Here is a 26918-nt window from a genome sequence, read left to right on the forward strand (position 1 = left end):
GTCGTAAAACTCAGGTTAAATTTGAGGAGGCCGCAAAATTTCTTGCCAATGCCCTTTTAGATGTTGCGCTGTATATATGAATTTAGGTACATCATGATATTCCGTCATCGAGACCGCTTGAACGTTAACTAAAGCAGCATCCATCAATGACGTGCTGAACTGACAATGCCACAAAGCACAGTCCTGACAGTCCATCTGTTCCATATTAGATTGGCTTTGCAGATTCATTTCATCGTAATGAGCTGCTTGAGTTGTTGTATGTTCAAGTTCGGCTGTTTGATGATGCGAAGGTATAACATTGTGTTTTACAAGCGGCTGATGACAATCAGACAGAATATGCGCTGAATCACCCTGCTGTTTGGCCGATACTATATCTGTCTTGGTATTCTGAGAAGTATATTGTGCGTTTATCATTTCATTCATCATTTGCTGATGGATGATATTTTGCTGTGCAGCAACCACACCGCTCCAACCAATGACAAATGCCATCAGTAAAGCAAAGCTGAGGTGCTTACGCAAAATTAAAAACAACCCTTACTCCTTTCATCATCAGTTAATACACATCGCTGACAATTAACTGTGGAATCGATGAAATATCTCTGACTCATCATTCCGACTAGATCCTAATCATCACATATTCCCCATCATTTTGCACAACTTTCCTGTAAAGCTCAAAAAAAGGAATAAGAATTTGGCGTGCGACTTATGTCATATTACATCCACAATAAAACAGGAATTCGATCTGAATTTTTCAAAGCAACTTTTGAATTAACTTACTTATTGAGCGATTTTGCCAATCGTGTTGAAAAGGAATCACTCATCTATCACGGATCAATTGTGCAGTTATTCACAATAATTTTAAATTTATATACTTCAACTGTTAACACGGTACTAATCGTTTAATTAAAACAATAAAGTTATATTTTAAACAGTACTTTTATTAACCATAGGTTAATAAAAGTACTGAATTTATGCCACATACAGACAAATAAAAAGGACTCAATTGAGTCCTTTTTATACTTCTTACGTCTAAATATTAAACTATTGATGTGCAATCGTTTACAATTTATGCAACTTATCCATATAGTTATCGACATAGATATCCATATAGTTACTCACAAAGTTATCCACAATCGCACAATGACTTAGACCTCAGTTCTTAGACAGACTGAGCACCAGCTTTTGCCAATTCAGAACGCATTTCGTCAATTACAGCTTTATAATCAGGTTTGCCGAAAATCGCTGAACCAGCAACAAACATATCCGCACCCGCCTCAGCAATCTCACGAATATTTGCAGGTGTCACGCCACCATCAACTTCTAAGCGAATATCACGACCAGAAGCATCAATAATTTTGCGCGCTTGACGAAGTTTTTCTAAAGTCATTGGAATAAATTTTTGACCGCCAAAGCCTGGGTTAACGCTCATCAATAAGACTTGATCAACTTTATCCAATACATAATCTAAATAATGTAATGGTGTTGCTGGGTTAAAGACCAAACCAGCTTTAGCCCCACCCGATTTAATTAACTGCAGTGAACGGTCAATGTGATCTGTAGCTTCTGGATGAAAAGTAATGATATCCGCACCCGCTTCGAGGAAATCACCAATCATACGATCGACTGGTGAAACCATTAAATGCACATCAATTGGTGCTTTAATGCCGTATTTTTTCAATGCCTTACATACACCAGCACCAAAAGTTAAGTTTGGTACATAGTGGTTATCCATCACATCAAAGTGAACAACGTCTGCACCTGCTTCAAGAACATTTTCAACCTCTTCACCTAAGCGCGCAAAGTCTGCTGACAAAATTGAAGGAGCAATTAAGAATGGCTTGGACATGGAAAGAACCTGGCTTTGAAAAGGTAATAATTATGCCATTATAACAAAGAGTCGATAAAGGCGCTTGCTGCTAGGCTAGCGCTGACTATACAAATTTAGGCGATACACAGCGTTGCATTTTTTTGCTTACATCAGCCCCCGTGACTTTGCTAAGTTATTACTCACCACAATAAAGACATGAATGATGAAAACGACTACACAAATTAGTACCCCACAATCGACACGTATTGCCAAACGCTTAGTCAATCATTGGAAACACAAATTTGAAGTGACGGAAACATTATCTGATTCAACACCTGTATTTCAGATACAGCTTCACGCAGCCCTTGTAACGCTTAGTCCGCAACCTGAATTTCTAGATGTTTCTATCCTTAGCCAAGATGCATCTGCCGATTTAGAAAAATTAGAGAGTGTCGTATTAGATCATTTAATTCGAATGGGACAAGAACCACTTGAAGCAAAATGGAAAAGAGACAGCGAATAAGGCTGTCTCTATTTGAATGATGCGTTTAAATCCTTAAATTAGCAAGGTTCTTACTGATGCTGATGCGCTTGATAATTTCTCACTGCATCAATACGGGCTTTCGTTGCAGGATGTGATTCAAAAAAATCTGTCCACGATTTTTTATCTTTAGTTTCTGCTTTGCTCTGTTCCGATTCAGCTCGATCATGTTTTGCATCTTCTTTACGTTCTTCATCTTCCATACGCTGTAAGAAGTTTGCAAAGTGTGCTGTCGGAATATTTTGCTGGCTCATGGTTTTCAGCGCATATAAATCTGCTTCAGACTCAAAGTCACGTGAATAACTTGCCCCGACCGCAGCAACGGGCAAGCTGGTCAAAATATCTGAACCATCACCAGTAATCATCAACAAGATTATACTAATCCCAAGTCCTGAAAGGCTTTGCTGCAAACTATGACGCTGTACCAAATGCCCTTGCTCATGCGCCAATACACCAATCAGCTCAAAATCATCCTTAGCCATTTTCACCAATTCATCTGTCACGATAATGGTGTTATTTGGAATTGCTAAAGCATTTGCACCAATACTACCTCCACCACGAAAAATCAGTTTTGCTGGACGTTGTTCAGCAACTAAATGCTGGTACTTTTGCAAAAGTTGTTGTTGTCGTGCTTTGGAAAGCTTGGTCGGTTCAGTCATTTCTAAGACATATTTTTCAGCTTGATCGCCCCAACTTTTCATTGCAGTTTCAGGTAATTGATTTGCAACGACATGAGAAGCAACTGGAATCCCCCACTTAATCAGGATAAAGGCAAAAGCCACCACAAAAACCACACTAAATACAATCAGAGCAGGCGAACGTTCGAGCTTCCATACCGAATTCCAGCGACTTTTGGCTTCTAAATTAAACCATTCGGGCAAAGGTTGGTGAAAATCCAAACGTGCATCATTTTTCAATTCAATCACCGGTTGAATATCACCAAGCGCTCCAATCAGTGTCATGTCTTTATAGGTATAGTGCTGAGTTTGTGCATATTGATCACCATAACGCACAATCACTGCATGCTCGCCATCTGCACTCACCTGTGCATCATAAGGCTTAGAAATTTTCCCATCATAATAGGTTGCATTTACCACAGCTGTATTCATGCGTTTCACCTCTGTTATAGGGAAATATCCAAGTCAAAAATATCTGATAATTCTTCAGCAATCGCATTATGATCTTGCTGCATTTGATTTTGTAATTGATCTGGATCATCAACTAACATTAGTCGTAATGATTCAGTTTGATATTTATATAAACGCACCACAGCCCAAGGTGTCAGCAAACCTAAACTGATGACCTTGGCAAACCAATTACTCAGTACAATCCATGCATAACGCCATTGATTACAATTGGTTTGAAATTGGCTGCGGCTCAGCGTGGTGTTATTCCATGTTGTAATAAATAAGCGAGCTGCGGTGAGTGGCCAGATGAACATATAACCAAGGAAATATGCTGCTGCCATTAAAAATACATAATATGTAGGGTTTAAACCGTCTGAGCTGCCAAATAAAATTGCCATCAGGATGGATAAAACTGCAATGCCGCCCATAAATACAAAAAGTGGCATATACATGGCACGCATGTAATCTCCCCAAGACGCATTTAGACTAAACTTGAGCTGTCCCAAATATAAATGATTCAGACATTCACGCTTATATAGCCACACAGCGACTGGAGTAAATAGCCCGAGCGTAAATACCACCACGGCTAAACACTTGGCAAAACACCAATAGGCACTTTTATTGGTTCCTGAAAAAAAGAAGCGGCTATTGCTAAATTTACTGTTGCGCGCGCGGAAACGAATTGTCGAACGGATTAACCAAGGTACAGCAAAGAAAATCAGCACAAATCCGGCTAGAAAGGCTTCCCAAGAATATTTGACTGCTAAAGAGAAACCACCATATACCACCAAAGCAATGATTCGCCCGACTAAAATTTTGGTCGGCAATCCGGTAAAATCAAAACGACGCTGGAAAACCCACGTATTACCATAAAAGTAACGTAAACGACGGACTTTGGCCCAAGGTGCATAAAACCCAATAGTAATAATGGTCAATAAAATATTAACAATCCAAATCCCAAAATATTCAGATGCATTGCCTTTAAAACGAAAGGTGTAGTTCCGACCGAGTAATTCTGCCTGATCAGTCTCACCAAAAAGCGTGGGAGGCTTTTCATTGATTATTGGTAAAGCTGGCGGTAAATCAGTTTCGAGCTGAGAATTTTGCATAATTTATTCTTATAAATCTAAAGTGTTATGGTTCATATACGCCCAAAACAGAATGAGCGTGAATGAACTTTGAAACAATAAAAAGGCCGATACGTGATCAGCCTTTAAATAGTAGCATGAAAATTAAGCTTGCAGTTGTACCGCATGGAATTGTAAATGATCATCCATAAAGGTTTGAATAAAGTAATAACCATGATCATAGCCCGCGTGTTCACGCAATGTCAGCGCCTGACCGACACTGTCACAAGCCTGTTGGAACAAGGCTGGATTTAACTGGCTATAAAATTGATCGTCTAGGCCTTGATCAATTAAAATTTCTTTAAACAAGGCACCTTTCACAGCAACCAATGCCGTCGCATCATGGGCTTGCCAAAAGCCTTGGTTCACACCTAAATACTGGCCAAATGCTTTTTCACCCCATGGGCATTGACTTGGTGCACAAATCGGGGCAAAGGCAGAGACAGATTTAAATTTATCCGGATGTTTCAAAGCTAAAGTTAATGCTCCATGCCCACCCATACTGTGCCCAAATATCCCAATTGCATCTGCTAGAACAGCAAATTCAGCTTGTACTAAAGCGTAGAGCTCATCGCTAATAAAACGTTCCATTTGATAATGCTCAGCCCATGGCTGTTCAGTAGCATTAATATAGAACCCAGCACCTTGTCCAATATCCCAATGATCACCCTTTGCCACAGAATCACCACGTGGTGATGTGTCTGGGCTAATTAAGATGAGCCCAAGTTGAGCAGCTAGACGCTGTGCATGTGCTTTAATTGCAAAGGTTTCTTCGGTACAGGTTAAACCGGCCAAGTAAAACAACGCTGGACACACCTGCCCCTGAAGCGCTTCAGCAGGTAAAAAAATACCAAAACGTGTCGAAGATTTTAGGCTTTCCGAATCAAATTGATAAATTCGTTGTTCACCATTGAAACATTGATTGCGCTGTACTAATTCCATGATGCATGTTCCTAATTTCGAGTGACACCCTTAAGGTGTTTCAGCCGCTTTTGTTGTTGGCGGAAATAAACGTTGTTCTAATTGCGGCAACATCAGTGCCATATTTTTACCGATTGACCATTGTGGTTCAGAAGGTTCAAAGCCCTGTGCAGCTTCCCATTTTGCAACTGTTTCTTTGGCCTGGTTAAATGCACCTTGCATATTGGTTTGTTCTCGCATCGCTTGATCAAAGAAAGCACGACCAAAATAGGTATAATCCGCTTCATTTGAACAACCAAATGACTGACGGTCAGCGGCGGATGCGGTGATAATTAAGGTATTTTCATTTTGAAGTGCTGGCACAAAACTACCCGAATAGCATGATGAAATCACAATCACACGCCAACGAATACCTGAAGCATCCAAGGTTTCTTTTAACCATTTTGGATCAACCTGTGCTAGATCTAAAGGTGCATTTTCCATCTCAAACACATTCGGTAAACCATGTGAAGTCATGTATAAGAACAACACGTCACTTTCACGATTCATTTGCTGACCGATACGACGCAGCGCCAACTCCATACTGGTTTTAGAGGCAATTGGAATTTCAGTCCGTGTCGCAGGATGGTTAATTAACTCGACAGAACGCCCGTACGTACCGAAACGCGTATCAAATTGTTCTTTAATCCTTTCAATTTCAAGCTTAAAGACATCTTGATAGCTGGCACCAGCAACACCTAAGAAATACCAATGTGATTGCGCAAATTCACCATATTCAACAGCATCAAGCGATTTATTCAGTAATTTACTTTGCGCGTAAAAGGCATCTTCGGCAAAACTTGGCGGAACTTCCTCAACCTTCCAAATTGGTTGGTCTTTGACAGAAACTTGCCAAACCACCAAAGTAAATAGCGTCGCCAACATAATCAGCGCACGTTCCCACCATGGCCATTTCAGTTCACGTGAGAATACCCATACCACTGCAAGACTTTGCCAAACAAACAGGACAATGAACAGCGTTGGAATATAGTCATATAAAATATAAGGAAGATAATCAAGATCACCCAAATATTGAATCAAGCATTGAAACAACATGATGTGTGTATCAAGCACCAACCAAAGCAGTGCAGGCACTAGCATCAGACGCGGATTATTCACCCGCTGTGACAGGAAAATACCAACAATTAAAGCAATGAAAGGCCAAAGTGCATAACTAATTAAACCTTGCGGGTTAAATTCACCAATTCGACCAGTACTGAGCCAACTGAATAAGCTGTTTGCACATCCACCTAATATCCCCCAAAACACCAATTGCAACATGGATGGGCGGACAATTTGTAAAGATCGACGCGAACCTAAAAATAACCACATCCCCGCAGTTTGGTTGCTTTTAAAATCATGCCAAAAATTGATGGAGGGTTTGAAATCAATCATAGAGTTCTGATGTGGGCCTAGGCTCGCTTAATTGCACAAATAATTTTATGCCTGATGTTATTTTTAGCAATGCTATTTTTTAACTATATAACAAATCTTTGAACAATTTTGAAGCAAATATCATTTTAAGCTACAAGTTCATGCTGAAAGTAAGCATCAAAACGACACGCATCCCCTTGCCATTGATGTTGAGGTTCAGTATTTGCCAAAAAAACCGCTAAACGAGGACGCTTAACAACCACGCGACGTGCAACTTTTTGTGCCAAAGCCAATAAATTATCACCTAAATCCATTTCACCGTCTTCAGGTAACAACATATGTAACAGCTGCATTTGCTTTTTGACTTGCGCTTGCTTCTTTACTGCCTGCTGATTTTGATCGCGCTGCGGGAACATTGGGTCTAAGTAAACCACATCAAAAACTTGTTGCTGTTGAGCCTGCTCAATTAAATAATCTGCAGAATCAGAAAAGACCAACTCAATACGTGCCACAACAGCACTTAAAAATGCATCTTGTTGTGCACGCTGATGTGAATCTTCCAACAATGTAAATAAGATCGGATGACGTTCAACTAAAGTAACTTGTGCCCCAAGATGTGCCATTAATAAACTGTCATGGCCCAGACCAGCAGTCGCATCAATTAAACTCGGCTTCTCAGCTAAATTACACGCACGTGCAATCATTTCAGACTTTATTGATGCGCGCTTTAAACGTCCCATTTCTGCGTTCCAGTCGGGTTGCATCTTCATGCCATTGGCACACAGCCACAATCCATCTGCATCCACACAAAGTGCCAATTCCGGATTTAAACGTAAAAATCGCGAATTTAATTTTTCAATCGATTCAATATTTACAGACACACCACGTGAAGAAAGCACAGCAGAATACTGCTGTGCTTTCTGGTGAAATTCTTGTTCAGTATATAAGCGGATGTCGCTTACCATAATTTCCAGCCTGTAAATGCGAACAATAAAATCAATAAACCTGAAAAGATTCGATACCACGCAAAAATCATAAAATCACGCTTTGCGACATAAGCAACTAAAGCACGAATTAACAATAATGCGGATACAAAAGAAACAATCAAACCAACAGCGATGACGATCCAATCTTGCGTACCTTGGAATACATCATAACTTTGATACAAATCCAGTAAGCCTGCACCAACAATGACCGGAATACCCAAGAAGAATGAGAACTCAGTAGCTGCTTTACGTGATACACCTAAGAACATTGCCCCAATAATAGTTGCACCTGAACGAGATGTACCCGGAATCAAAGAAAGCACCTGAATTAAACCAATCCAAATGGCATCCTTAATTGTTAAATCTTCTACTTCTTTTGCGCGGACTTGTGGCGGGTTTTTCTCAATCCAAATAATAATCAAACCACCAATAATCAACCCTATCGCAATCGCAATATTATTGAAAAGTAGTGCTTTTACCGTTTGCCCAAAGCTAAGACCAATCAGAACAATAGGAATGGATGCTAAAATTAAGCCAAAGCCTAAACGACGGCCTTTTTCTTCACCCGTCACCATCCCTGTCGCTGCGCCCCATAGGCGAGCCCAGTATTCATAAATAACTGCAGCAATTGCACCCATTTGAATGGCAATCACAAAAACATCACTTTTTTCTTTGGTCCAGAAGTTCATTAATTCTGAGGCTAGAATCAAATGCCCTGTACTAGAAATAGGTAAGAATTCGGTTATCCCTTCAACAATACCCATGATTGCCGCTTTGAGCAGCAGTAAAAGATCCATATAAAACCCTAGTTATGGCTTGCCTTGTTCTGAAATTTTTTTCCAAGCATTATCACGTAAATATACAGGAAGTGCTAAATCAGCACTTACCCATGCTTCTCGTTGTGCAGCTTCGCGGGCAATAGTAGCAATATCCTGTGCCGTTGCACTTAAGTCTTTGTATTGTGTTTGTTCTTGCTTAATTAAATCTGAACCAGAGCCCACAACAGTAAACTTAATTTGCTGCGCTGCCTCTGTATAATTCAACATCTGTTCAGAATCAACTGCCTGCATAATACCAGCAGCATCTAACTGATAGCTCGCCACGTAGACTTCCTGCATACGTGCATCAAGTACAGCTGACACTTCAGTTAAACCATGTACGCGATAGGCTGCTTGTGCCAATGCTTGCAACGTTGAAACAGGAACTACAGGTAAATCATTGGCCCATGCCAAAGCCTGTGTTACTGCTGCATTGATACGCACACCACTAAATGAACCAGGCCCACGACTAAATGCAATCACAGTTAAATCACCAAGTTCAGTCGCAGTTTGATCAAGCCCTTGCTCAATCATTGGGAGAATCGTTTGTGTCTGCGCCTTTGCCCGTGTATCGAGTTGAAAATAAAGTTCCTGAGTTTCATCTACAATCGAGACGGAACACTGCTCATTGGCAGTTTCCAATGCCAGTACTTTCATGCGCAACCTTAACTAAATTTAATCTTAAAAAACGTGGAATATGATACTCCACTCCTTCCCAGTTCGCGAGATTTTCCATTCAACAATCACCTCGCATATACGAAAGCCCCGAAATAATCGAGGCTTTTGTATTGAGTAAGGATGTCATATTTTATAATTCAGCCACTTCTAGCTGGATAAAATTTTTAAAATGCGTGGCATAGTGCATGGCACTCATTTTTAAACGAACCTCGGCTTGTTCATCTAATGTTTTTACTACTTTGCCTGGTGAACCCATCACCACCGAGTTATCTGGTATCACTTTTCCTTCTGGAATTAACGCATTAGCACCAATAATGCAGTTTTTACCAATGACTGCATTATTTAAAACCACCGCATTAATGCCAATTAGACTGTTATCCCCCACGGTACAACCATGTAACATGGCTTGATGCCCAATGGTGACATATTGACCAATATGCATTTCAATGCCCGCATCGGTATGTAGCACTGCATTTTCCTGCACGTTTGTATAGTCGCCTAAGCAAATTCGGCTATTGTCCCCACGAATGACTGCACCAAACCAAACACTGACTTCACGACCCAGTTCAACCTGACCAATGACCGTCGCATTTTCAGCAACCCAACCATCCCAAGGTTGATGTGTGGCTTTTGGGCTATATCCTTGAAACTTATACAACATAATCAAACATCCTAATTTGATAATTTTTCATTAATTATTCAGCTAGTTTAAATTTAAAGCTCTAGATTAATTTTAAAAGCAGGTGAATTTAATAAAAATGGCCATTCTTTTTGATAATTTAATCCATAGCGAAATAGTGAAATCAGCATGCGAGCTGTGAGTCCCCAAACAATTTCATTTTCTACTCTGAGACTTGGAAAATATAAAGATTGCTGCGCAAACCTAACTTCATAAGGCGATGCCGGTGTTTCTAATAACTGTTTCATTGACGCAAAAAAAATGCGGTCAATTTCTGTCGGCTGTGGAATCAATTCAACATCAGGTGGAATCAGACCAACGATCGGTTTGACCAACATCCCATTTCTAGCTTTTTGCATGGGTAAATCGCCCAATAACTGTACATCAAATGGATTTAAGCCCGTTTCCTCTTGAGCTTCACGCAGCGCAACTACAATATTACTGATATCTTGTGCATCACGCTTTCCACCAGGGAATGACACTTCTCCAGCATGATTATTTAAATATAAAGATCGGCGAGTAAGTAAAATTCGTGGATTTTCTTCGTGGGTGATCGCAATTAACACAGCCGCATGCGCAGGTTGAATACGTTTTGAAAACCGTAAACTTTGCTGCAATTGCTGTGTCAATAATCTGGCTTCCATCCACTTCACCACCTTGTTTTTATCATTTCCTCATCATAGCTGAATTTTGTTTAGGCTGGTTAGAAATGATGCCAAAGTTCTAATTTTCAGTTATTCTGACGTTTAACTTTATCATTGACGATGAATATGAACTTTTGCACAAACTGCGGACAGAAAACCAAAGAAGCAATTCCACTTGGTGATCATCAATTACGTCGTATTTGTACCGCATGCGGTTTTATTCATTATGTCAATCCTAAAGTGATTTGTGGTGCGCTCGCCATTTGGGAAAATAAAGTTTTACTTTGCCGTCGCGCTATTGAGCCACGCTATGGACTATGGACACTTCCCGCTGGTTATATGGAATTGTATGAGACCATGGAGCAAGGTGCAGCACGTGAAACCCGTGAAGAGGCTGAAGCCGAAGTAGATATTCAACAACTTTACTGTATGTACAATATTCCGCGGATTGGACAAATTTACGCACTTTTCAAATCAAATTTAGTGAATGGTGAGTTTGGTGCAGGTGATGAAACGATCGAATCTCGCCTATTTACCGAAGAAGAAATACCTTGGGATGATTTAGCCTTCCCAAGTGTAGAAAGAACCCTTAGACATTACTTTGAAGACCGAAAAACCGATCAGTTTGAGATGCATTTAGAAACCTTAGGTACGCGCCTTGACCATACAGGCTAATGCTTTTAGATTTTATAGTCGTTAAAAAAGCCCATCATTGATGGGCTTTTTTATTGTTATTTTTTCTTCACGCTATAACATTGTGCAAGTGAAATTGAAATCTCCCCACCGCTCAACTTAGCAATTTCCTTCGCTTCAGCATCGGAGTCATTTTGCTTGCTATAAACATTCGTAAAGCTGGCCAAACTATTAGCCCATTTCACTTTCTGATTATCAGAATCCGTCAAACTAATTGCAGGCTTGGTGCCAGCATCAGCGGCAACTAATTTTTCCAATTGAACCAAAGCACCGCCCACAGTCATTGATGTATTGTCCGAAGTTTTCACACTTGAGTTCATACCAATCAAAGCACCGTCCAAAATACCAAAGAACTGATCCGCTAAGATCATTCGAATAGAAATCGTGTTTGGATTAACCCCACCAATTTTGGTAAAAGTTCTTGAAACAGTTCCTATTCGATACTGCTGAACTTGCTTTTGATCTTTCATTAGAAATTTATCTAGCACATCGCCATCCGCATTAGTGCTATTACAGCCATCAGCACTTGTCGATAAATCCACATCAGTAAGCGGTTTCGTCAACGCATTTGCTGCAACACCCGCAGGAATATTGGTACGAATATCGCCATTTCGGTCTATAACAACGCCTAATTTCACCGATTTAATACTGGTATCAGTGAACTTAAATGATAAATCCGCATAAAGTGGGAAAATATAGTTTTCACCAGTTGCGACATTATTAATCGATTTAAAGACAGATTTATCCAAATAAGACACTGGATAAAGTTTATAAAGATCTAGAGTCCCTTTATATTTGGTACCACTAATGGTCTGATCCCATGTCCCCAATCTTTCTTTGTCTATTTCAGTCGGCGTATAGGTTTCAGATAACCCCATTAATGTTTTGTAAAGATTTCCTGCAGTGCCGATCACCATTTTGTCTGCAAGCAGCGTTCCCTTACGTACAATCAGCGGATCTGAGCCTGTTTGATCTACATCAAATTTAAAACCAAGATTACGATTTTTATCAATAGATTTAGTTAATGGATCTATCCAGTTATCCTGTGCCGTCGCGGTCATACGAACGGGGCGAACTTGAGTCAACAACTGCATATTGGTCGTGCCAATCGTAGATAAATTTTTATCTACTTTCCCACGCCATTGTAGCCCACTACCAAAAGTCATACCTTGGCGATCCGTCATTAACATGAAATGACCAAATAAGTTAATTTTTTCCTTGTCGGTCAGTTCACAAACATCTTTATCACAGCCGACTAAACCGTTTGAACCACTAATTGCAGAAATGGCTTGTTCAGCGGTTGAAAATAATGCAAATTCAGGCTGGAATACCGCTGCTGTTGAAATATTCATTAGCTTTTGGACGACTGTAAAAGCATCCGCATTACTGATATCTGCTAATTTAAGCCAAGGTGTAAATAAAGCATTAAACTCATCATCACTATGTGCAGCTGTTTTAAAGTCATTTGTTTCAAGCGATGTACTAATGCTATCGAGTCCCTTACGATCATTATCAGTGATTAACACGGATTGAATATCGGTTGGACTGGTAATTCTATTGTTTTTCAAACCAATTGCTTGAATCACTTTAACAAAACGCATTGCAACTTTAACAGTCTCATCATTTGGATTTAAGCTCGAAGCAGGTGTTCCAGTAATACCTGCTGCGATGTCTAATAAAGTTAAGCGTGGTGGTGAGGTACTACTCGCGACATTAGATAAAGTACTTAACTTGACTGAACCTAATTTGATTTCCTTATCATTCTCACCACGTATGGAGAATGTCACTGTGTCACCGAGTTTACATGCACCTGTAGACACCCCTTCTTTATCGTCAAAAAGGGTCACAAATCGATTTTTAGAATCACTTGAACACAGAAAATTAATCCCATCTACTGGATAATCTAGAACGAACTCAACACAATTTTCTGAGTTACTTTTACAGCTTCCATTTTCTGTACTTTCATCATATTTTTCTGGAATAACATTTGCACTTTCTCCACCACAACCTGAAAGTGCGGCAAATAATGCAGTAAGTGCAAAAGGTAAAATAAGTTTATTTTTCATCCTGATTCTCTTTTTATTTTGACCTTAACGGATCGCAATGAGTTTAAGCTGTCCATGATTTATTAATGCTTTATCTTCAACATCAATTGCCGATGCAAGTGGTGTTAATAATAGGTATTCACTTCCTTTTGGCACATGTATAACACCTTCAATTTTTTCGTGTCGTAATACATCTGCTTGAAGATTGTTATTTTTATAACCACCTGTACCTTCCAGAACACAGCCTCTAGCATCTAAAAAAACCACAAATGGCCAATAAAAGGTAGGTTCATTTTGCCTTGAAGCAAAAGAGTTAATTTGAATATTTTGTATTGAATTTGCGACTTTCACGACTTCAAAATCAAACTGATCAGTCAATGGTGCTCGTGGCCAAACGTTAACTTCAGAAAAACTTTCTAAGCTCTTGGCTTTTTTGATTTTATTTCCGCTAAAACATTGTTGGCCTAAACCTGAAATTGTATCTGCTTGTGACACACGATAATAAGATTGAGACAATACAATTGGGCCGGTATCTGCTTGATCTTTCTTTTTAAACATTGAGCTAAGCACAGACTTACTGACACCTTTTTCACGCTCAATCGTTTGCATTCGAGTAGCACCCATTTTTCTATCAATGACCCCTTCTGGCATTGTATAGAAGCGTTTTTTACCTTCTAAATTAAATTCTTTACCTTCAAGATATTCATTATTAACGTACTCTTGGCCATCAATAATGGTAATGCCTGATTGAGCCTGTTGCTGAATCTTTCCAACGGCACTAGTTTCTGAATTTTGACCAACTGATGTCGATACATTTTCTGATTGCTTACTTATTTTAGGGTTGGATAACGTAACATCTCTATTTAGCGTATCAACATTTAAATCAATAGGTTTATCTTGTTTCTTAGGAATTCCTGACTTCGGATTAGAAACAATATTCTGTTGTTGATGACTAACACTTGTTTCAATAGTTTTTCTTGTATCTAAATGATCAGTATCCGATTTATTAACAGAAGCAGAAGCAGAAGCAGAAGCAGAAGCAGAAGCAGAAGCATTATTAATTGATTTTGGTAAAACAATCTTATCTTCAACCTGCTCGAGATTGTTTTTCTGAGCATCAATTTGAGCTGGAACAGAAATTTGTTCTGATTTATTCAGCTTTTCTTCTTTCGGTTTATTTTGCACAATCGGATCAGGTCTTTGCACAACCATAGGCCGACCATCCGGCCCAATAATTGTATGAAAGGTCCCAGCATTTACATAAGATACCTGTGCTACGCTGAGCACAAGTATCGATCTAACAAATAAATTCCTTTTCATTCGTTATTCTTTCCTACCAACGGGTGCGGTAATTCAAACCTAAAATTGTAATTTTAGTAGCTGTTTGCACATTTAACCCTGCGTAAGGATTTAATAATAGATTATTTACACCCGTTTGGTTGGCTAAACTACTTGTATTGGCAGGAATGTTATCTCTACTTCTCAAGAAGCCAATCGACAAATCAAGATCTGTATCTGAATCAAATTGATAGCCCACGCCTAAACCAAACAACTGTGCATTGTTAATGGGTACCATCGTATTGCGCTTACCATCCGGAATCGAACTTGTACGTGGCTCATAACCGGCACGGAGTTTTAAACGATCCGTTGCTGAATACTCAATACCAATTCCCCAACTCCACGGCGATGTAAACCCCATTGGTAAAGCTAGAGAACTATCTGTGACATCCGAAGATAAGAGTTTCGCAATTTTTAAAGCAGAAATGGTACGGTCAAATTCAAAACGGAATTTGTCCCAAGCAGCATAGTCCGTCCAACCCACATCAAAATTCACCTGTAAATCAGGCATGATTTTATATTTGATACCTGCTTGAACATGCTGTGGATATTCAAAATCCATCGAAACTAAACCAGATTCACTCGCAGGTACTGAACTTGGAAAACCTAAAATCGCAGCAAGAATCTGTCCCGTTGGTGAAGACATTAACCCATTAATAAGCTCGCGTGGAGCTTTGGCATTATCAACACGATAGTTACCTTTTAAGCGCATTTTTGCAGCACTTTGGTAAACTAAACCAAAACTAAAATCTTCACGTGGTTCCCAAAGTACACCTAAGTTATAACTTGGACTCAACGACTGTTCCAAAGCAATTTGCATTTGTCCAAAACGGCCAAATGGGTTCATGCCTTCTTCGGTATTACACATCCCTAATAACAGAATGTCCGTAATAATGTCGGAATTTTCTTTAAATGGCGTACAAACAACCTCATCAATCATTCGTAACATACCAATTAACTCATTGGGAAAACGTAGATCCGTCTTCAAACCAATGGCTTGGTACGACATTCCAACCCCACCACCAATAGATAGCTCATCACTTACTTGATAAGCGATGGTCGGCGATAGATAAGTAACACGCTCAAGGGCAACTTGCTGCCCCATATAATTACCAGCATTACCATTTTCAGCACCAAAACCCGCAATTAATGGTGCATATACAGCAGATGCAAATGTAAATTTTGAACCAGGTGGGTTATAAGCAATACCAGCTGTCGGTGCAGCTACGGGTTGATTTGCACCTAAGTCCACCATTTTCTTCAAAAACGGTACGTAAAGGCTGACGTATTCAGCTTCACTCGTGACCTTATCTTTAAAATCTGTACAAATGTCCGCTGCTATTTCAGGCCCATCTTTACAAACCAATGGGTCATCCGAATAACCAAAAACATTGTAACCTTCAGGAACAGTGAACTCACGTTGAATATCGAAATTTGCAACAATACCCTGCACATCCGTTTGCAAACCCTGAATTTTAGTCAGCGCCGCAGGGTTAAAGTGCACAGCACTAATGCCTGGTGGATCTGCTGTTACTGCATTCCCCAAAGAAAGCGAACGTGCATCTACAGATAAGTTTGTCCCCAATTGTGCAAATGCAGCACTTGAACAGCCCGTTAATATAATCGCGCTAACGAGTGGGCTGAGTCGAATCTTATTCATACGACCACCCTATTAACGAAGCTTCTTACCGAAGCCTAAAATATCTAATGGGAACGAAAGACCGAGACTTACATCTGGTGCGTCCTCAGTTAAACCTAAACCAACCGTGCCATTTACAATGGTTTCAGGTGAAACACGTACACCTAATGAAATGGCTAAAGTTGAGCTAGTTTGGTCAGCTGGAGAATATGACTCCCCTGAACTATATGTAAATTCAGAACCAGTATTGAAACTTTGTTGATAAGACATCGTCATAGAAACATCATAGTTAAATGAATATGCAAAACCGAATGCAAATCCACCACTAATTCCAGGCTCAAATTCTTCTATAAATCTTGAACCACGACGCTGGTTTAAGCCTGTTTCTTTAAAACCATAATTTGCTGATACAGAAGCAAAGAGCACTACCGGATCAATATACTTACGTGTACTCGCACCAACCCCTGCCGAATAATATCCTTTACCTGTTGCCAAATCGCTTGTTGCATTAATCTCATATGGACTATCCCCTGTTTTTGTCGATAAATTACCAAACAAAATTAGAGGTAAACGACCTTGTTTCAGTGGAAATGGTTCCCAACGAGCGCCTAGAGAAATATCTCCAAGACCCGCGGTTGAGGTGTCTTTAAGTAAATCAGTTTTCGCAACTAAAGGTAGGGATGCTGTAAACGTTAAGTTATCCATCACGCCATACTGAACAGTAAAGGTGTTCGTCATGGAGTGCGTTGCATTTTCCTGTACACGCAATTGGTATAGCTGACCTTCAGCCATTTCCATATCAAGTTGTGTATCACGATAGTATGTATAATCAATATCGTAATAACTCGATATCTCACCTTTCTTGATTAATGAATATTGACGCTCATTCGATGTAAAAACTTCTTGTAAATTAGTTTCTTGACTGGCATCACCAGCTTGTTGTTGAAGTGCAGTTGATGCTTGTTCCGTGGTTGATTTCGCTTCTGGCTCAGCAGCAATAGCTGGTTCCTCAACTTCTTCATACTCACCAATTGCAGTTTCGGGTTCTGTTTGCTGAGCATTCGCTATTTGTGGCATATTCGCCTGTGACGAATCTGCTACTGCTTCCTCTTGCTCAACCGTATCGTATTCACCGAGACTGGGCTCATCAGCAGCATATGCTACGCCCATCACAACTTGAATACTTACTGCCAATAAAGTTTTGTTCATCCATGTACGGTTCATATTCCATCCCACCATTTTTTATTTTTTTAATTCCATAACTCATTTAAACTTCATACAAAATAGCTATTTATTTTTATAGTAAAGTCGTAAGAAGTTATAATTCGATTGCCCATAATTTTCAGAATTTTCGTTTCTATTCTTATCTAAACGAATTGTTGAAGCTTTATCTGCAATTTTTTCCATATATTGTTGTGGATACTGGGCATTAACAAAAGCAAATCGATTCACAGTCGCGTCATCAACATGCCTTAAATCTGCGTCCTGAATCGCTAATAAGTTTTTACGTTGTTCTGGAACAACATTAATTAAAAATAATGTGTTGTTTTCCCAAACTTCTTTAAATCTCGTCTCGTCAAAACTGATGTTTCCTAATGCTGGATCTGCGACATACACGCGTCCATTTTTATACCCCTTAAAAACAACAAAGTGTTTAAATCCAGCATAGGAAATTGGCACAATTGCAGGTTGACCTTGTTTAACTAAATCAGAAAACTCGCCTTTATACCCGCCACTTTCTAATCCCACTGCCGCAACGAAACGTTTCATGTCTAATAGTGAAAAACTACGACGTTCTACAATTTTTTCTGTTTCACCAAATTTCAGTAAGCCATTCATGACTTGCTGTTCTGTCAATGTTGTACCTACATTGACATAGCCATTTAATAAAGTAGTGAGTGCAGCTGATCCACAACTGTAGTCATAGGCTTGTCGAACAATTCCTCGGAATTGGTCTTCAATTGCTGGTTTAATTTTGATTTGCTCACGGTGCATCCGTGTAAAGGAATCATTACGTGAGTCTAGGGTTTCAGTATAATGAACTGTCCCCACTGGCTTTTCTTTTAGATCTAATGACTCTTTGGCAAAGTAATACATCAATGCCGAGCCTACTGCTATCTCTAACATATCTTCAAACTTTTAGTTATCGGCAATGATGTGCCTTTTTTCATTATTTTTAGAGCATAAGCTCTACTTCCATGTAATATGCAAGATACCTTTTTTTTTATAAAAAAACAGTATTTTTTTCACATTTTTATATTTTTTTGTTAAAAAAAAAACGCGTGTTATACACGCGTTTTTTTTTGAAGGATTAGTGTCCAGATACTGTAATTACAGAACCAGGTACAAATTGACCTTGAGCAGGACTGTAATAGGTACGTAAACCCTGAACTTCGATATCGCCAATTGATGCTGCTGCAGCACTACCTAAATGAACACCTTTAACATAAGTATCAATACCCTTAGCATCATCATTTACAATTCGTAGGAAACCATTACCTGTGGTAGCTGAAGCGCCATATACAGAAATAGCTGATTTTAGATCCAAATCTTTAGAATCCGTATTCGCTACCTTGATACTATCGATTAGAATTTCACCCGCCACACCAGTCACACCTTTAGTTGAACTATCCAAGATGCCAAGATCGGTGATTTCCAATCCACCCTGCATTACAGAGTTTAGTTTAATCATCGCGCCTTGTGGTGCTGCACCGAGTTGAACGTTAGCAGACATGATGCCTGTTTTAATACCAAGTCCTGATAAAATTGCATTGTAATTTGAACTATCACCGCCACGACGAATCGCTGAATTCGCTGTAGCTGTACCTTGAGTACCTGATGCAGTTACACCAATTTCACCAATATGAATTTCAAGGCCTGATACTTGAGCAGCAACGTTAATAAATGCACCACCTTTAGCAGCAGTACCAGCATCTGTATCAATTACCAAGTCAGCTAAATTATGTGTATCAAGTAAATATGCTCCACCATCTTTATAGTTCGCACCGACGAAAACACCAAAGTCAGCAGAAGAAATTTTTGAACCATCAGTTAATGTGATTTCTTTTGCATTCGCCGCATCAGTAGTACCTTGAATAACAATCGCACCAGCTGTCGAAGTACCACCTAATGCTGTATTACTCAAACCATCATTATCATGTACAAATAATTTATCAACAGTAACTTTAGAAATTCCAAGACCAATACTTAAACCGTCTTGACCAGTGGTTGAGCTAAGCGCTGCATCATCCATTGCTTGCATAGCCATAGCATTAGCGCTAAATGCGATTGAAGAAACTAAAGCTAATTTAGTGAACTTTTTCATACTTTACTCTCCCAAGAGTATTTATTTTTTTGATTGTCAACCACTCGATGTTTTACGCTGCATATTTATTTTGTGGCAACGTTTACACCATTTCCTTGAGTAGCTTGCTCGCACGATTAAATTATATCCAATGAAGCAATTGATCAACTGTTGTTGGTCGCAATCTATTTCTTACCGACAAACGGTATTTTCAAGTAAAACAAATGAGGAATGTTATAAACTATTCTTTGGTCTTTTATTGATGTATAGCTGTAGATGTCTCTATCCTCAACTTACAAAAAATTTATTTTTAAACATGATATTAGTGTTAATAAAATATTAAAATTTTTTGCAACTCTCCCTCATGTAGTATATCTGCAGAATCAGCAATGCCCGATTATCGGACTCATGCCTACATCTTATGTACAAATAATTAACAGTGAAATTCAATCTTTTAAACGTGTTGGCATATCTGAATATATCGCTTCTGTTGAGCACAAAATTTTAAATTTTGAGTTTAATAGCGCTAAAAATAAAAACACGCCTAGTTTTACAGGGGGTCTTATCGGTTTTGTCAGCTATGACTATGCTGCCAATCAACATACAAAGATAAGTATAAAGGCACAACCGAGTTTATTTTTAGGTGAATTTAAAAGCTATTTAAAACTAGAATCAACTGGCTGGTATTTTTATAGTCATGAAGATATAGCTGATGATATTTTCAACTATATTTTAAATTTAATTGAGTCAAATCAAAGCACATCAGTTTTTGCTTTAACCGCTCCCTGCCAAGCTCGATGGACAAAATCAGAGTACGATTATGCATTCAACTCCGTGCAAGAATATATTAAAGCTGGCGATTGCTATCAAATTAACTTAACACAGGAATTTACGGCTAAAGCCTATGGCTCTTTAGTAGATACAGCTGATGATTTCTGGAACTTAACCCAAGCCCCATATTCTGGCTACTTACGCGTGGGTGATTTTGAGTTATTGAGTTGTTCACCAGAATTATTTATTGATTTTCAGGCTGAGCGCAAAATCATTACTAAGCCTATTAAAGGCACAATGCCACGTCATGCTAATGCTCAGAAAGATGAAGCCTCAAAACAGAGACTTAAACGCTCAGAAAAAGACATGGCTGAAAATGTCATGATCGTAGATTTGTTGCGAAATGATTTAAGCGTATATGCTGAAACCGGCTCAGTGAAAACACCAAAATTATTTGATATAGAAAGTTTCAATCAAGTCCACCATATGGTGAGTGAAATTACAGCGATATTAAAACCGGATGTTAACCCATTAAATGTTTTAATGTCGGCTTTACCTGGCGGATCAATTACTGGTGCACCTAAAATTCGTGCCATGCAAATTATTGAAGAACTTGAAGCTGCTCCACGCGGAGCATATTGTGGATCATTAGGTTACTTTAATCATGACGGTACAGGTTGTTGGAATATTTTGATCCGTTCTATTCAAAAATATCAAGAAGATGTTTCGTTGTGGGCTGGTGGTGGGATTACGATTGCTTCGGACTGTGATGCTGAATATCAAGAGTGCTTTGATAAAGTCGAAGCGATGTTAGATTTACTCAACACTTGGTATACGCCTGAGTAAATAAAAAAGCGACTCGATTGAGTCGCTTTTTTATCAATCTCCCCCTTGCGAAGCAGTGCTTCTCACCTTTTCCAAAGGAGGGAACTTCCGATTTTTAACCTATGGGAAGCCCCTCTTTCATAAAGATGGGAATTCCTCCCTTTTATAAAGGGAGGTTAGGAGGGATTAATTATGCCAAAATATCGTTTTTCAACGTATCCACTAAACGCTGGTTTTGCTCATCTGTACCAATGGTAATACGAAGATACTGATTAATACGTGGCTTGTTAAAGTAACGTACAATAATGCCACGCTCACGTAATTCAGCCGCAAGTTCACCTGCATCTTTCGTTGGTAGCGTTGCGAAAATGAAGTTTGCAGCAGAAGGTAAAACCTTAAAACCAAGCTCAGAAAGCTGGGCAACCAATTTGTCACGACTTGCAATGACTTTAGCATTTTGTGCTTCAAAGTATGCTTGATCTTCAAATGACGCTACTGCTGCTGCAATTGCAAAACGATCCATTGGATATGAGTTAAAGCTGTTTTTCACTGCTTCAAGCGCAGCAATTAAATGTGTCTGAGCAATAGCAAAACCAACACGCAACCCTGCTAATGAACGTGATTTAGAAGTGGTTTGACATACCACCAAGTTTTCATATTTTTCGACCAATGCCACCGCAGATTCAGCACCAAAGTCAACATAGGCTTCATCAATGACCACAACTGAGTTCGGATTGGCTTGTAGTACTTCTTCAATAGCAGACAAACCAAGTGCAATACTGGTTGGTGCATTTGGGTTGGTAATAATAATGCCGCCATTTGGCTGCTTATAATCATCCACCACAATTTCAAAGTTGTCGTTGAGCGGTAAAATTTTAGTGTTGGCCGCAATACCAAAGAACTGACTATAAACAGGATAGAAACTATAGGTAATATCTGGGTAAAGCACTGGCAGTTCTTGTACAAAAAATGCTTTGAAGATGTGTGCTAAAACTTCATCAGAACCATTACCCACAAATACGTGTTCAACAGGCACATTTTGCTGTTTAGCAATCGCTTGTTTCAGTTCAGTCGCATCAGGATCTGGATAAAGACGTAGTACATCCGCTGAGTTTGCTAACACCTTTTGTACCGCTTCCACCACTTTTGGTGACGGTGGATACGGATTTTCATTGGTATTGAGTTTTAAAATATTTTGGATTTTTGGTTGCTCACCCGGTGTGTACGGTTCCAACTCACGTACTTCAGGGCTCCAAAAACGCATTTGTTCATTTGTAATAGACATTTTTTTCAATCTCGAATTTGGTCTCAAAAAAGGGCTGATCAATCAGCCCCCTTGTAATCTTTTAAAGAAACTTACTGATAACGGTAACGTGCAGAACGTGCATGCGCATCTAAGTTTTCTTGTTGTGCCAAAATATCAGCCGTTTTTGCTAGTGTTTTCACACCATTTTCCGAGCACATAATTAAGCTTGAACGCTTTTGGAAATCATATACACCCAATGGAGATGAAAAACGTGCTGTACCGGATGTTGGCAACACATGGTTTGGACCTGCACAGTAATCACCGATGGCTTCAGGCGTGTAACGTCCCATGAAAATTGCACCCGCATGACGAATATCTTCCGCCATTGCTTCTGCTTCATCTAAACACAACATTAAGTGTTCAGGTGCAACTTGGTTAATCAACTCTGCACCCTCAGCACGGTCTTTCACCAAAACCAATGCACCACGGTTTTCAATTGAAGTACGAGCAATCTCAGCTTTAGGTAATGCTTCTAAGTGTTTTTCAATCCATTCACCCACCGCATTTAACAAGTCTTCATCTGGTGTAATGAAAACAGCTTGTGCAACAGTATCATGCTCAGCTTGTGACAATAAGTCCATTGCTAACCATTCAGCATTGTTTTCGCCTTCAGCATAAACCAAAATTTCCGAAGGACCGGCAATCATATCAATACCAACCTGACCAAATACCGCACGTTTTGCCGCAGCAACAAAACGGTTACCTGGTCCAGTAATCTTATCAACACGCGGAATCGTTTCAGTACCATAAGCAAGTGCTGCAACCGCTTGTGCACCACCAATAGTAAATACGCGATGTACACCTGCTAAATAAGCAGCCGCTAACACCAATGGGTTTAAGTCGCCATTTGGTGCAGGTACAACCATAATAATTTCAGCAACACCCGCAACATGCGCAGGAACAGCATTCATCAATACTGATGAAGGATACGATGCTAAGCCGCCAGGTACATAAATACCCACGCGGTCAAGCGGTGTAACTTTTTGACCTAAGGTATTACCCAAAGCATCCACATACGTCCAACCATCTTGCTTTTGTGCTTGATGGAACTCACGTACACGATTTGCTGCAAGTTCTAATGCTTCACGCACTTCTGTGCTTAAACCTTCAAAAGCGGCTTTGAGTTGTTCTTGTGTCAGTTCAAGTTCAGAGAATTGATGCGCTGGATGTCGATCGAACTGTTGTGTGAGTTTTAGAACATGAGCATCACCATGCTGACGTACGTCTGCAATGATTTGATCTACGGTTTTTAAAAGTTCTGGGTCACTCACTGTCTCAAAAGCCAACAAATCAGCAAAGATTTGTTTGAAATTTTGATCTTGAGTCGATAAACGTCGCATCAATTTATCCACAATGAAAATAAAGGGAAGCTTTAGTTTACCTGTTTTATCCACTTTTGTCGGTAGCTAGTGCCGAGTATCAACATGAATTTTATTGGAAATAGCATTTGGTTAAATTGATAAATTAATTAACACATTCAAATTCTTAAAAATAAAAAAACCGCCCTTATGGACGGTCTTCTAAAGATAAAGCAAATTATGCTTTTTTCGCAGCTTCGCGTTCTTCTACAGCCTTTTCAAGCTGTGCAAGAATTGGATTCAGCAATTGCTGTTTACGCTTGAAACTTGCTTTGTTCACGATTAAACGTGAAGACACTTTGCAAATTTCTTCCAACGGCTCAAGACCATTGGCACGTAAGGTGTTACCTGTATCGACTACGTCGACAATGTAATCACCCAAACCAACCAAAGGGGCAAGCTCCATTGAACCGTAAAGCTTAATAACATCAACTTGCTCACCTAAGCTTGCATAGTATTGACGAGTTAAATTTACGTACTTGGTGGCAATTTTTAAGCGACCATTTGGACGAACCATACCCACTTTGCCTGCTGTCATTAACTTACAATTGGCAATTTTCAAATCTAATGGTTCATAAACGTTTTGAGCGCCATGCTCCATCAGAACATCTTTACCCGCAACACCAATATCTGCTGCACCATTTTCAACATAAGTCGGTACATCAGAAGCACGTAAAATTAAAATACGCACTTGTTTATGAGTTGTCGGGAAAATTAACTTACGAGATTTATCCGGATCTTCAAGTAAGTTGATGCCTGCTGTTTCCAGCAAAGGCAGTGTTTCTTTTAAGATACGTCCCTTACTTAATGCTAAAGTTAAACCATGATCAAAATTGCCCATAACGTCAAAGTTTGGATCATCGTTTCTCATATCGCTCATTAACTTACTCGCTTAATTTGGGCGCCTAAATTTTGTAACTTCGCTTCTACATCTTCATAACCGCGATCAATATGATAAATACGGTCAATCAATGTTTCACCATCGGCTGCAAGTGCTGCAAGGACCAATGAGAAAGAAGCACGTAAATCCGTCGCCATTACAGGTGCAGCAGAAAGTTTTTCCACGCCTGTTACAACAGCATCATTACCTTCAACCTGAATATTGGCACCCATACGTGCTAATTCAGGTACATGCATAAAACGATTTTCAAAAATCGTTTCTGAAATTGTCGCAAAGCCACGACCAATCGCATTTACTGCCATTAATTGTGCTTGCATATCTGTTGGAAATTCTGGGTGCGGCAATGTCTGGAAACTGACAGCTTTAGGACGTTTACCCATCATGTCGAGTTCAATCCAATCCTCACCGCGAGTGACTTCTGCGCCCATTTCTTCAAATTTATCTAAAACAGATTCGAGTAGGTTTGGATCAGTATGTGTTGTTTTGATTTTACCACCCGTGATTGCGGCAGCTGCAAGATATGAACCTGTTTCAATACGATCTGCAACAACAGCATATTCACAACCATGAAGACTTTCAACACCAGTGACAATTAAAGTATCTGTATCTAGACCTTCAATTTTCGCACCCATTTTGATCAGCATATTGGCAAGATCAGTTATTTCAGGTTCACGTGCTGCGTTACGAATCGTAGTAACACCATCAGCAAGCACAGCGGCAGTTAGAATATTCTCTGTACCACCGACAGTGACCATATCAAATACAACTTCGCCGCCTTTTAAACGACCGTCCACTTTTGCATGCACATAACCTGCTTCAACTTCAATCTCAGCACCTAGAGCTTCTAGTGCTTTAAGATGTTGATCAACAGGACGAGAGCCAATCGCACAACCACCTGGAAGTGAAACTTTTGCACTACCATAGCGCGCCAACAATGGGCCTAGCACCAAAATAGATGCGCGCATGGTTTTAACTAATTCGTAAGGTGCAAATTGGTTATCAAGCGTAGAAATATCTGCTTTAACAGTATCACCTTCATAACTAATTTGAACACCAAGACCAGCGATCAGTTTGACCAATGTATTGACATCTTTTAGATTTGGAACATTCGTCAAGGTAATAGGCGTATCCGCGAGAATTGTTGCAGCAAGTAGTGGCAACGCAGCATTTTTCGCACCAGATATGCGCACTTCACCTTCGAGCTTTGTGCCGCCTTGAATCAGAAATTTATCCATTAATTATTAAGCTCCGAATAAGCTTGCTTTGCGCCATTCTTCTTTGGTCATTGCGCGTATAGTTACTGCGTGTACTTCACCGCTGGCAATGTAGGAGTTCAAAGGTGCATAAACAGATTGTTGACGAGCAACTGGACGCTTACCTTCAAATTGATCATCGACAATACGTAGATCAAATTTGCCGCCCTGCCCACTTACTGCAACTTCAGCTTCTGGAAACGCAGCTTTTAAAATATCAGTGAGCTGTTCACTATTCATCACAAGACCCCATATAGGACTAACGGTGTAAAACCCGTCATTTTACTATAAATCTAAAAAATAATTCATTAGTCACATACATTATATATATAAAAAAAGAGGTTATAAAAAACCTCTTTTTACATTTTTATGTATTATGCCGTTAGAGGCACATAGATCAACTGCATTTTTCGATGCTTATCGAGCTGCTTTTTCAATTTTTCAGAGAGCTTCTTAATAGAGGTATACATATCATCCGCACAGGCCTGGGCAAAAAACTCTGTCCCAGGTAAACGTATAATAGCTTCTGCAATGTGATTATCACTACCTTTTTTTGAACGTTTATCGATTTGATGATCTTTGGATAATTTCACCTGCATACTATTTACTTGATCCAAATGCTTTGTCATTTCAGCAAACTTTATTCTTATGTTTTCTTCTATTGCTGGCGTAATTGTTAAATGATGACCACGAATTGTTATTTGCATAGCACTATTCCTCGTCTCGTTAAGGTTTGAAAGTTCA

General features: G+C 39.5%; 26 protein-coding genes. 3 read left to right on the top strand and 23 right to left on the bottom strand.

What is annotated here, in order from left to right; genetic code table 11:
• Window positions 1-15 precede the first annotated feature (15 nt).
• A complete protein-coding gene (locus tag A9J31_RS01585; protein WP_067761891.1) occupies window positions 16-531 on the bottom strand; it encodes a hypothetical protein in 516 nt (171 codons plus the stop codon).
• Window positions 532-1159: 628 nt separating this feature from the next.
• Window positions 1160-1846: a ribulose-phosphate 3-epimerase gene (gene rpe / locus A9J31_RS01590; RefSeq protein ID WP_067761893.1), complete on the bottom strand. Its 687-nt coding sequence runs from the start codon at window positions 1844-1846 to the stop codon at window positions 1160-1162.
• 184 nt (window positions 1847-2030) lie between these two features.
• Here rpe and A9J31_RS01595 point away from each other — a divergent pair, with 184 nt between their 5' ends.
• On the top strand, window positions 2031-2330 hold the full coding sequence (locus A9J31_RS01595; protein ID WP_067761895.1) for a DUF2218 domain-containing protein: 300 nt from the start codon (window positions 2031-2033) through the stop codon (window positions 2328-2330).
• 50 nt (window positions 2331-2380) lie between these two features.
• On the opposite strand, the gene A9J31_RS01600 is transcribed toward A9J31_RS01595, so the two are convergent.
• The 9 genes from A9J31_RS01600 to A9J31_RS01640 all read right to left on the bottom strand — a co-directional run bounded on the left by A9J31_RS01600 (window position 2381) and on the right by A9J31_RS01640 (window position 10741).
• Window positions 2381-3457: a M48 family metallopeptidase gene (locus tag A9J31_RS01600; RefSeq protein WP_067761897.1), complete on the bottom strand. Its 1077-nt coding sequence runs from the start codon at window positions 3455-3457 to the stop codon at window positions 2381-2383.
• 14 nt (window positions 3458-3471) lie between these two features.
• Window positions 3472-4584, bottom strand: coding sequence for a YjgN family protein (locus tag A9J31_RS01605; protein ID WP_067761899.1), 1113 nt, complete (start codon window positions 4582-4584; stop codon window positions 3472-3474).
• A 123-nt stretch (window positions 4585-4707) separates the two neighbouring features.
• Complete coding sequence (gene fghA, locus A9J31_RS01610; RefSeq protein WP_067761900.1) at window positions 4708-5544, bottom strand: S-formylglutathione hydrolase; 837 nt, start codon at window positions 5542-5544, stop codon at window positions 4708-4710.
• A 30-nt stretch (window positions 5545-5574) separates the two neighbouring features.
• Complete coding sequence (locus A9J31_RS01615; RefSeq protein WP_067761903.1) at window positions 5575-6957, bottom strand: C13 family peptidase; 1383 nt, start codon at window positions 6955-6957, stop codon at window positions 5575-5577.
• 125 nt (window positions 6958-7082) lie between these two features.
• Window positions 7083-7901 carry a class I SAM-dependent methyltransferase gene (locus A9J31_RS01620; RefSeq protein ID WP_067761905.1) on the bottom strand — a complete coding sequence of 273 codons (819 nt, stop codon included), beginning with the start codon at window positions 7899-7901 and terminating at the stop codon, window positions 7083-7085.
• Window positions 7895-8719 (bottom strand): undecaprenyl-diphosphate phosphatase, encoded by an 825-nt coding sequence (locus tag A9J31_RS01625; RefSeq protein WP_067761907.1) that lies wholly within the window; start codon window positions 8717-8719, stop codon window positions 7895-7897. The genes A9J31_RS01620 and A9J31_RS01625 overlap by 7 nt, the downstream gene beginning before the upstream one ends.
• 12 nt (window positions 8720-8731) lie before the next feature.
• Window positions 8732-9397 (bottom strand): tRNA (adenosine(37)-N6)-threonylcarbamoyltransferase complex dimerization subunit type 1 TsaB, encoded by a 666-nt coding sequence (gene tsaB, locus A9J31_RS01630; protein WP_067761909.1) that lies wholly within the window; start codon window positions 9395-9397, stop codon window positions 8732-8734.
• A 151-nt stretch (window positions 9398-9548) separates the two neighbouring features.
• Window positions 9549-10079, bottom strand: coding sequence for a gamma carbonic anhydrase family protein (locus A9J31_RS01635; RefSeq protein WP_067761911.1), 531 nt, complete (start codon window positions 10077-10079; stop codon window positions 9549-9551).
• 53 nt (window positions 10080-10132) lie between these two features.
• Complete coding sequence (locus A9J31_RS01640) at window positions 10133-10741, bottom strand: NUDIX hydrolase (protein ID WP_067761913.1); 609 nt, start codon at window positions 10739-10741, stop codon at window positions 10133-10135.
• Window positions 10742-10867: 126 nt separating this feature from the next.
• On the opposite strand from A9J31_RS01640, the gene A9J31_RS01645 reads away from it, so the two are divergent.
• Window positions 10868-11416 (top strand): NUDIX hydrolase, encoded by a 549-nt coding sequence (locus A9J31_RS01645; protein WP_067761915.1) that lies wholly within the window; start codon window positions 10868-10870, stop codon window positions 11414-11416.
• A 56-nt stretch (window positions 11417-11472) separates the two neighbouring features.
• Here A9J31_RS01645 and filF read toward each other — a convergent pair whose 3' ends face one another.
• From filF to filA, 6 genes are all read right to left on the bottom strand, one after another.
• Window positions 11473-13500 carry a putative pilus system protein FilF gene (filF, locus tag A9J31_RS01650; RefSeq protein ID WP_067761917.1) on the bottom strand — a complete coding sequence of 676 codons (2028 nt, stop codon included), beginning with the start codon at window positions 13498-13500 and terminating at the stop codon, window positions 11473-11475.
• A gap of 24 nt (window positions 13501-13524) precedes the next feature.
• The gene (gene filE, locus A9J31_RS01655) at window positions 13525-14799 is read right to left on the bottom strand and encodes a putative pilus assembly protein FilE (protein WP_067761919.1); all 1275 of its coding nucleotides are present in this window, start codon (window positions 14797-14799) and stop codon (window positions 13525-13527) included.
• Between the two features lie 13 nt (window positions 14800-14812).
• Window positions 14813-16477, bottom strand: coding sequence for a putative pilus system OmpP1/FadL family transporter FilD (gene filD / locus A9J31_RS01660; protein WP_067761920.1), 1665 nt, complete (start codon window positions 16475-16477; stop codon window positions 14813-14815).
• A 12-nt stretch (window positions 16478-16489) separates the two neighbouring features.
• The gene (gene filC / locus A9J31_RS01665; protein ID WP_171256645.1) at window positions 16490-17680 is read right to left on the bottom strand and encodes a putative pilus system protein FilC; all 1191 of its coding nucleotides are present in this window, start codon (window positions 17678-17680) and stop codon (window positions 16490-16492) included.
• A gap of 63 nt (window positions 17681-17743) precedes the next feature.
• Window positions 17744-18583, bottom strand: a complete 840-nt coding sequence (filB, locus tag A9J31_RS01670) for a putative pilus system C39 family peptidase FilB (RefSeq protein ID WP_067761925.1) — start codon at window positions 18581-18583, stop codon at window positions 17744-17746.
• Window positions 18584-18767: 184 nt separating this feature from the next.
• Window positions 18768-19781, bottom strand: coding sequence for a putative pilus system protein FilA (filA, locus tag A9J31_RS01675; RefSeq protein WP_067761927.1), 1014 nt, complete (start codon window positions 19779-19781; stop codon window positions 18768-18770).
• Between the two features lie 255 nt (window positions 19782-20036).
• Between filA and A9J31_RS01680 the strand changes: the two genes are divergently transcribed.
• Entirely contained in the window at window positions 20037-21377 is a 1341-nt protein-coding gene (locus tag A9J31_RS01680; protein WP_067761929.1) for an anthranilate synthase component I family protein, read from the top strand.
• 169 nt (window positions 21378-21546) lie between these two features.
• Here A9J31_RS01680 and hisC read toward each other — a convergent pair whose 3' ends face one another.
• From hisC to hpf, 6 genes are all read right to left on the bottom strand, one after another.
• Entirely contained in the window at window positions 21547-22641 is a 1095-nt protein-coding gene (gene hisC, locus A9J31_RS01685; RefSeq protein ID WP_067761931.1) for a histidinol-phosphate transaminase, read from the bottom strand.
• Between the two features lie 71 nt (window positions 22642-22712).
• Complete coding sequence (hisD, locus tag A9J31_RS01690) at window positions 22713-24014, bottom strand: histidinol dehydrogenase (protein WP_067762024.1); 1302 nt, start codon at window positions 24012-24014, stop codon at window positions 22713-22715.
• 184 nt (window positions 24015-24198) lie between these two features.
• Window positions 24199-24900 carry an ATP phosphoribosyltransferase gene (gene hisG / locus A9J31_RS01695; RefSeq protein ID WP_067761934.1) on the bottom strand — a complete coding sequence of 234 codons (702 nt, stop codon included), beginning with the start codon at window positions 24898-24900 and terminating at the stop codon, window positions 24199-24201.
• Window positions 24900-26156 (bottom strand): UDP-N-acetylglucosamine 1-carboxyvinyltransferase, encoded by a 1257-nt coding sequence (gene murA / locus A9J31_RS01700; protein ID WP_067761936.1) that lies wholly within the window; start codon window positions 26154-26156, stop codon window positions 24900-24902. The genes hisG and murA overlap by 1 nt, the downstream gene beginning before the upstream one ends.
• Window positions 26157-26162: 6 nt before the next feature.
• Complete coding sequence (gene ibaG / locus A9J31_RS01705) at window positions 26163-26414, bottom strand: BolA family iron metabolism protein IbaG (protein ID WP_067761938.1); 252 nt, start codon at window positions 26412-26414, stop codon at window positions 26163-26165.
• 134 nt (window positions 26415-26548) lie between these two features.
• On the bottom strand, window positions 26549-26881 hold the full coding sequence (gene hpf, locus A9J31_RS01710; RefSeq protein WP_067762026.1) for a ribosome hibernation-promoting factor, HPF/YfiA family: 333 nt from the start codon (window positions 26879-26881) through the stop codon (window positions 26549-26551).
• Window positions 26882-26918: the final 37 nt, after the last annotated feature.

Origin of the sequence: Acinetobacter gandensis (genome assembly GCF_001678755.1) — a bacterium.
In the GTDB taxonomy this organism is placed as follows: Bacteria; Pseudomonadota; Gammaproteobacteria; order Pseudomonadales; family Moraxellaceae; genus Acinetobacter; species Acinetobacter gandensis.

Bases quoted from the DNA above. Each gene is read 5' to 3' on its own strand.
- rpe (WP_067761893.1), bottom strand. From the start codon at position 1,846: ATGTCCAAGCCATTCTTAATTGCTCCTTCAATTTTGTCAGCAGACTTT.
- A9J31_RS01595 (WP_067761895.1), top strand. From the start codon at position 2,031: ATGAAAACGACTACACAAATTAGTACCCCACAATCGACACGTATTGCC.
- A9J31_RS01600 (WP_067761897.1), bottom strand. From the start codon at position 3,457: ATGAATACAGCTGTGGTAAATGCAACCTATTATGATGGGAAAATTTCT.
- A9J31_RS01605 (WP_067761899.1), bottom strand. From the start codon at position 4,584: ATGCAAAATTCTCAGCTCGAAACTGATTTACCGCCAGCTTTACCAATA.
- fghA (WP_067761900.1), bottom strand. From the start codon at position 5,544: ATGGAATTAGTACAGCGCAATCAATGTTTCAATGGTGAACAACGAATT.
- A9J31_RS01615 (WP_067761903.1), bottom strand. From the start codon at position 6,957: ATGATTGATTTCAAACCCTCCATCAATTTTTGGCATGATTTTAAAAGC.
- A9J31_RS01620 (WP_067761905.1), bottom strand. From the start codon at position 7,901: ATGGTAAGCGACATCCGCTTATATACTGAACAAGAATTTCACCAGAAA.
- A9J31_RS01625 (WP_067761907.1), bottom strand. From the start codon at position 8,719: ATGGATCTTTTACTGCTGCTCAAAGCGGCAATCATGGGTATTGTTGAA.
- tsaB (WP_067761909.1), bottom strand. From the start codon at position 9,397: ATGAAAGTACTGGCATTGGAAACTGCCAATGAGCAGTGTTCCGTCTCG.
- A9J31_RS01635 (WP_067761911.1), bottom strand. From the start codon at position 10,079: ATGTTGTATAAGTTTCAAGGATATAGCCCAAAAGCCACACATCAACCT.
- A9J31_RS01640 (WP_067761913.1), bottom strand. From the start codon at position 10,741: ATGGAAGCCAGATTATTGACACAGCAATTGCAGCAAAGTTTACGGTTT.
- A9J31_RS01645 (WP_067761915.1), top strand. From the start codon at position 10,868: ATGAACTTTTGCACAAACTGCGGACAGAAAACCAAAGAAGCAATTCCA.
- filF (WP_067761917.1), bottom strand. From the start codon at position 13,500: ATGAAAAATAAACTTATTTTACCTTTTGCACTTACTGCATTATTTGCC.
- filE (WP_067761919.1), bottom strand. From the start codon at position 14,799: ATGAAAAGGAATTTATTTGTTAGATCGATACTTGTGCTCAGCGTAGCA.
- filD (WP_067761920.1), bottom strand. From the start codon at position 16,477: ATGAATAAGATTCGACTCAGCCCACTCGTTAGCGCGATTATATTAACG.
- filC (WP_171256645.1), bottom strand. From the start codon at position 17,680: ATGAACCGTACATGGATGAACAAAACTTTATTGGCAGTAAGTATTCAA.
- filB (WP_067761925.1), bottom strand. From the start codon at position 18,583: ATGTTAGAGATAGCAGTAGGCTCGGCATTGATGTATTACTTTGCCAAA.
- filA (WP_067761927.1), bottom strand. From the start codon at position 19,781: ATGAAAAAGTTCACTAAATTAGCTTTAGTTTCTTCAATCGCATTTAGC.
- A9J31_RS01680 (WP_067761929.1), top strand. From the start codon at position 20,037: ATGTCTCTATCCTCAACTTACAAAAAATTTATTTTTAAACATGATATT.
- hisC (WP_067761931.1), bottom strand. From the start codon at position 22,641: ATGTCTATTACAAATGAACAAATGCGTTTTTGGAGCCCTGAAGTACGT.
- hisG (WP_067761934.1), bottom strand. From the start codon at position 24,900: ATGAGCGATATGAGAAACGATGATCCAAACTTTGACGTTATGGGCAAT.
- murA (WP_067761936.1), bottom strand. From the start codon at position 26,156: ATGGATAAATTTCTGATTCAAGGCGGCACAAAGCTCGAAGGTGAAGTG.
- ibaG (WP_067761938.1), bottom strand. From the start codon at position 26,414: ATGAATAGTGAACAGCTCACTGATATTTTAAAAGCTGCGTTTCCAGAA.
- hpf (WP_067762026.1), bottom strand. From the start codon at position 26,881: ATGCAAATAACAATTCGTGGTCATCATTTAACAATTACGCCAGCAATA.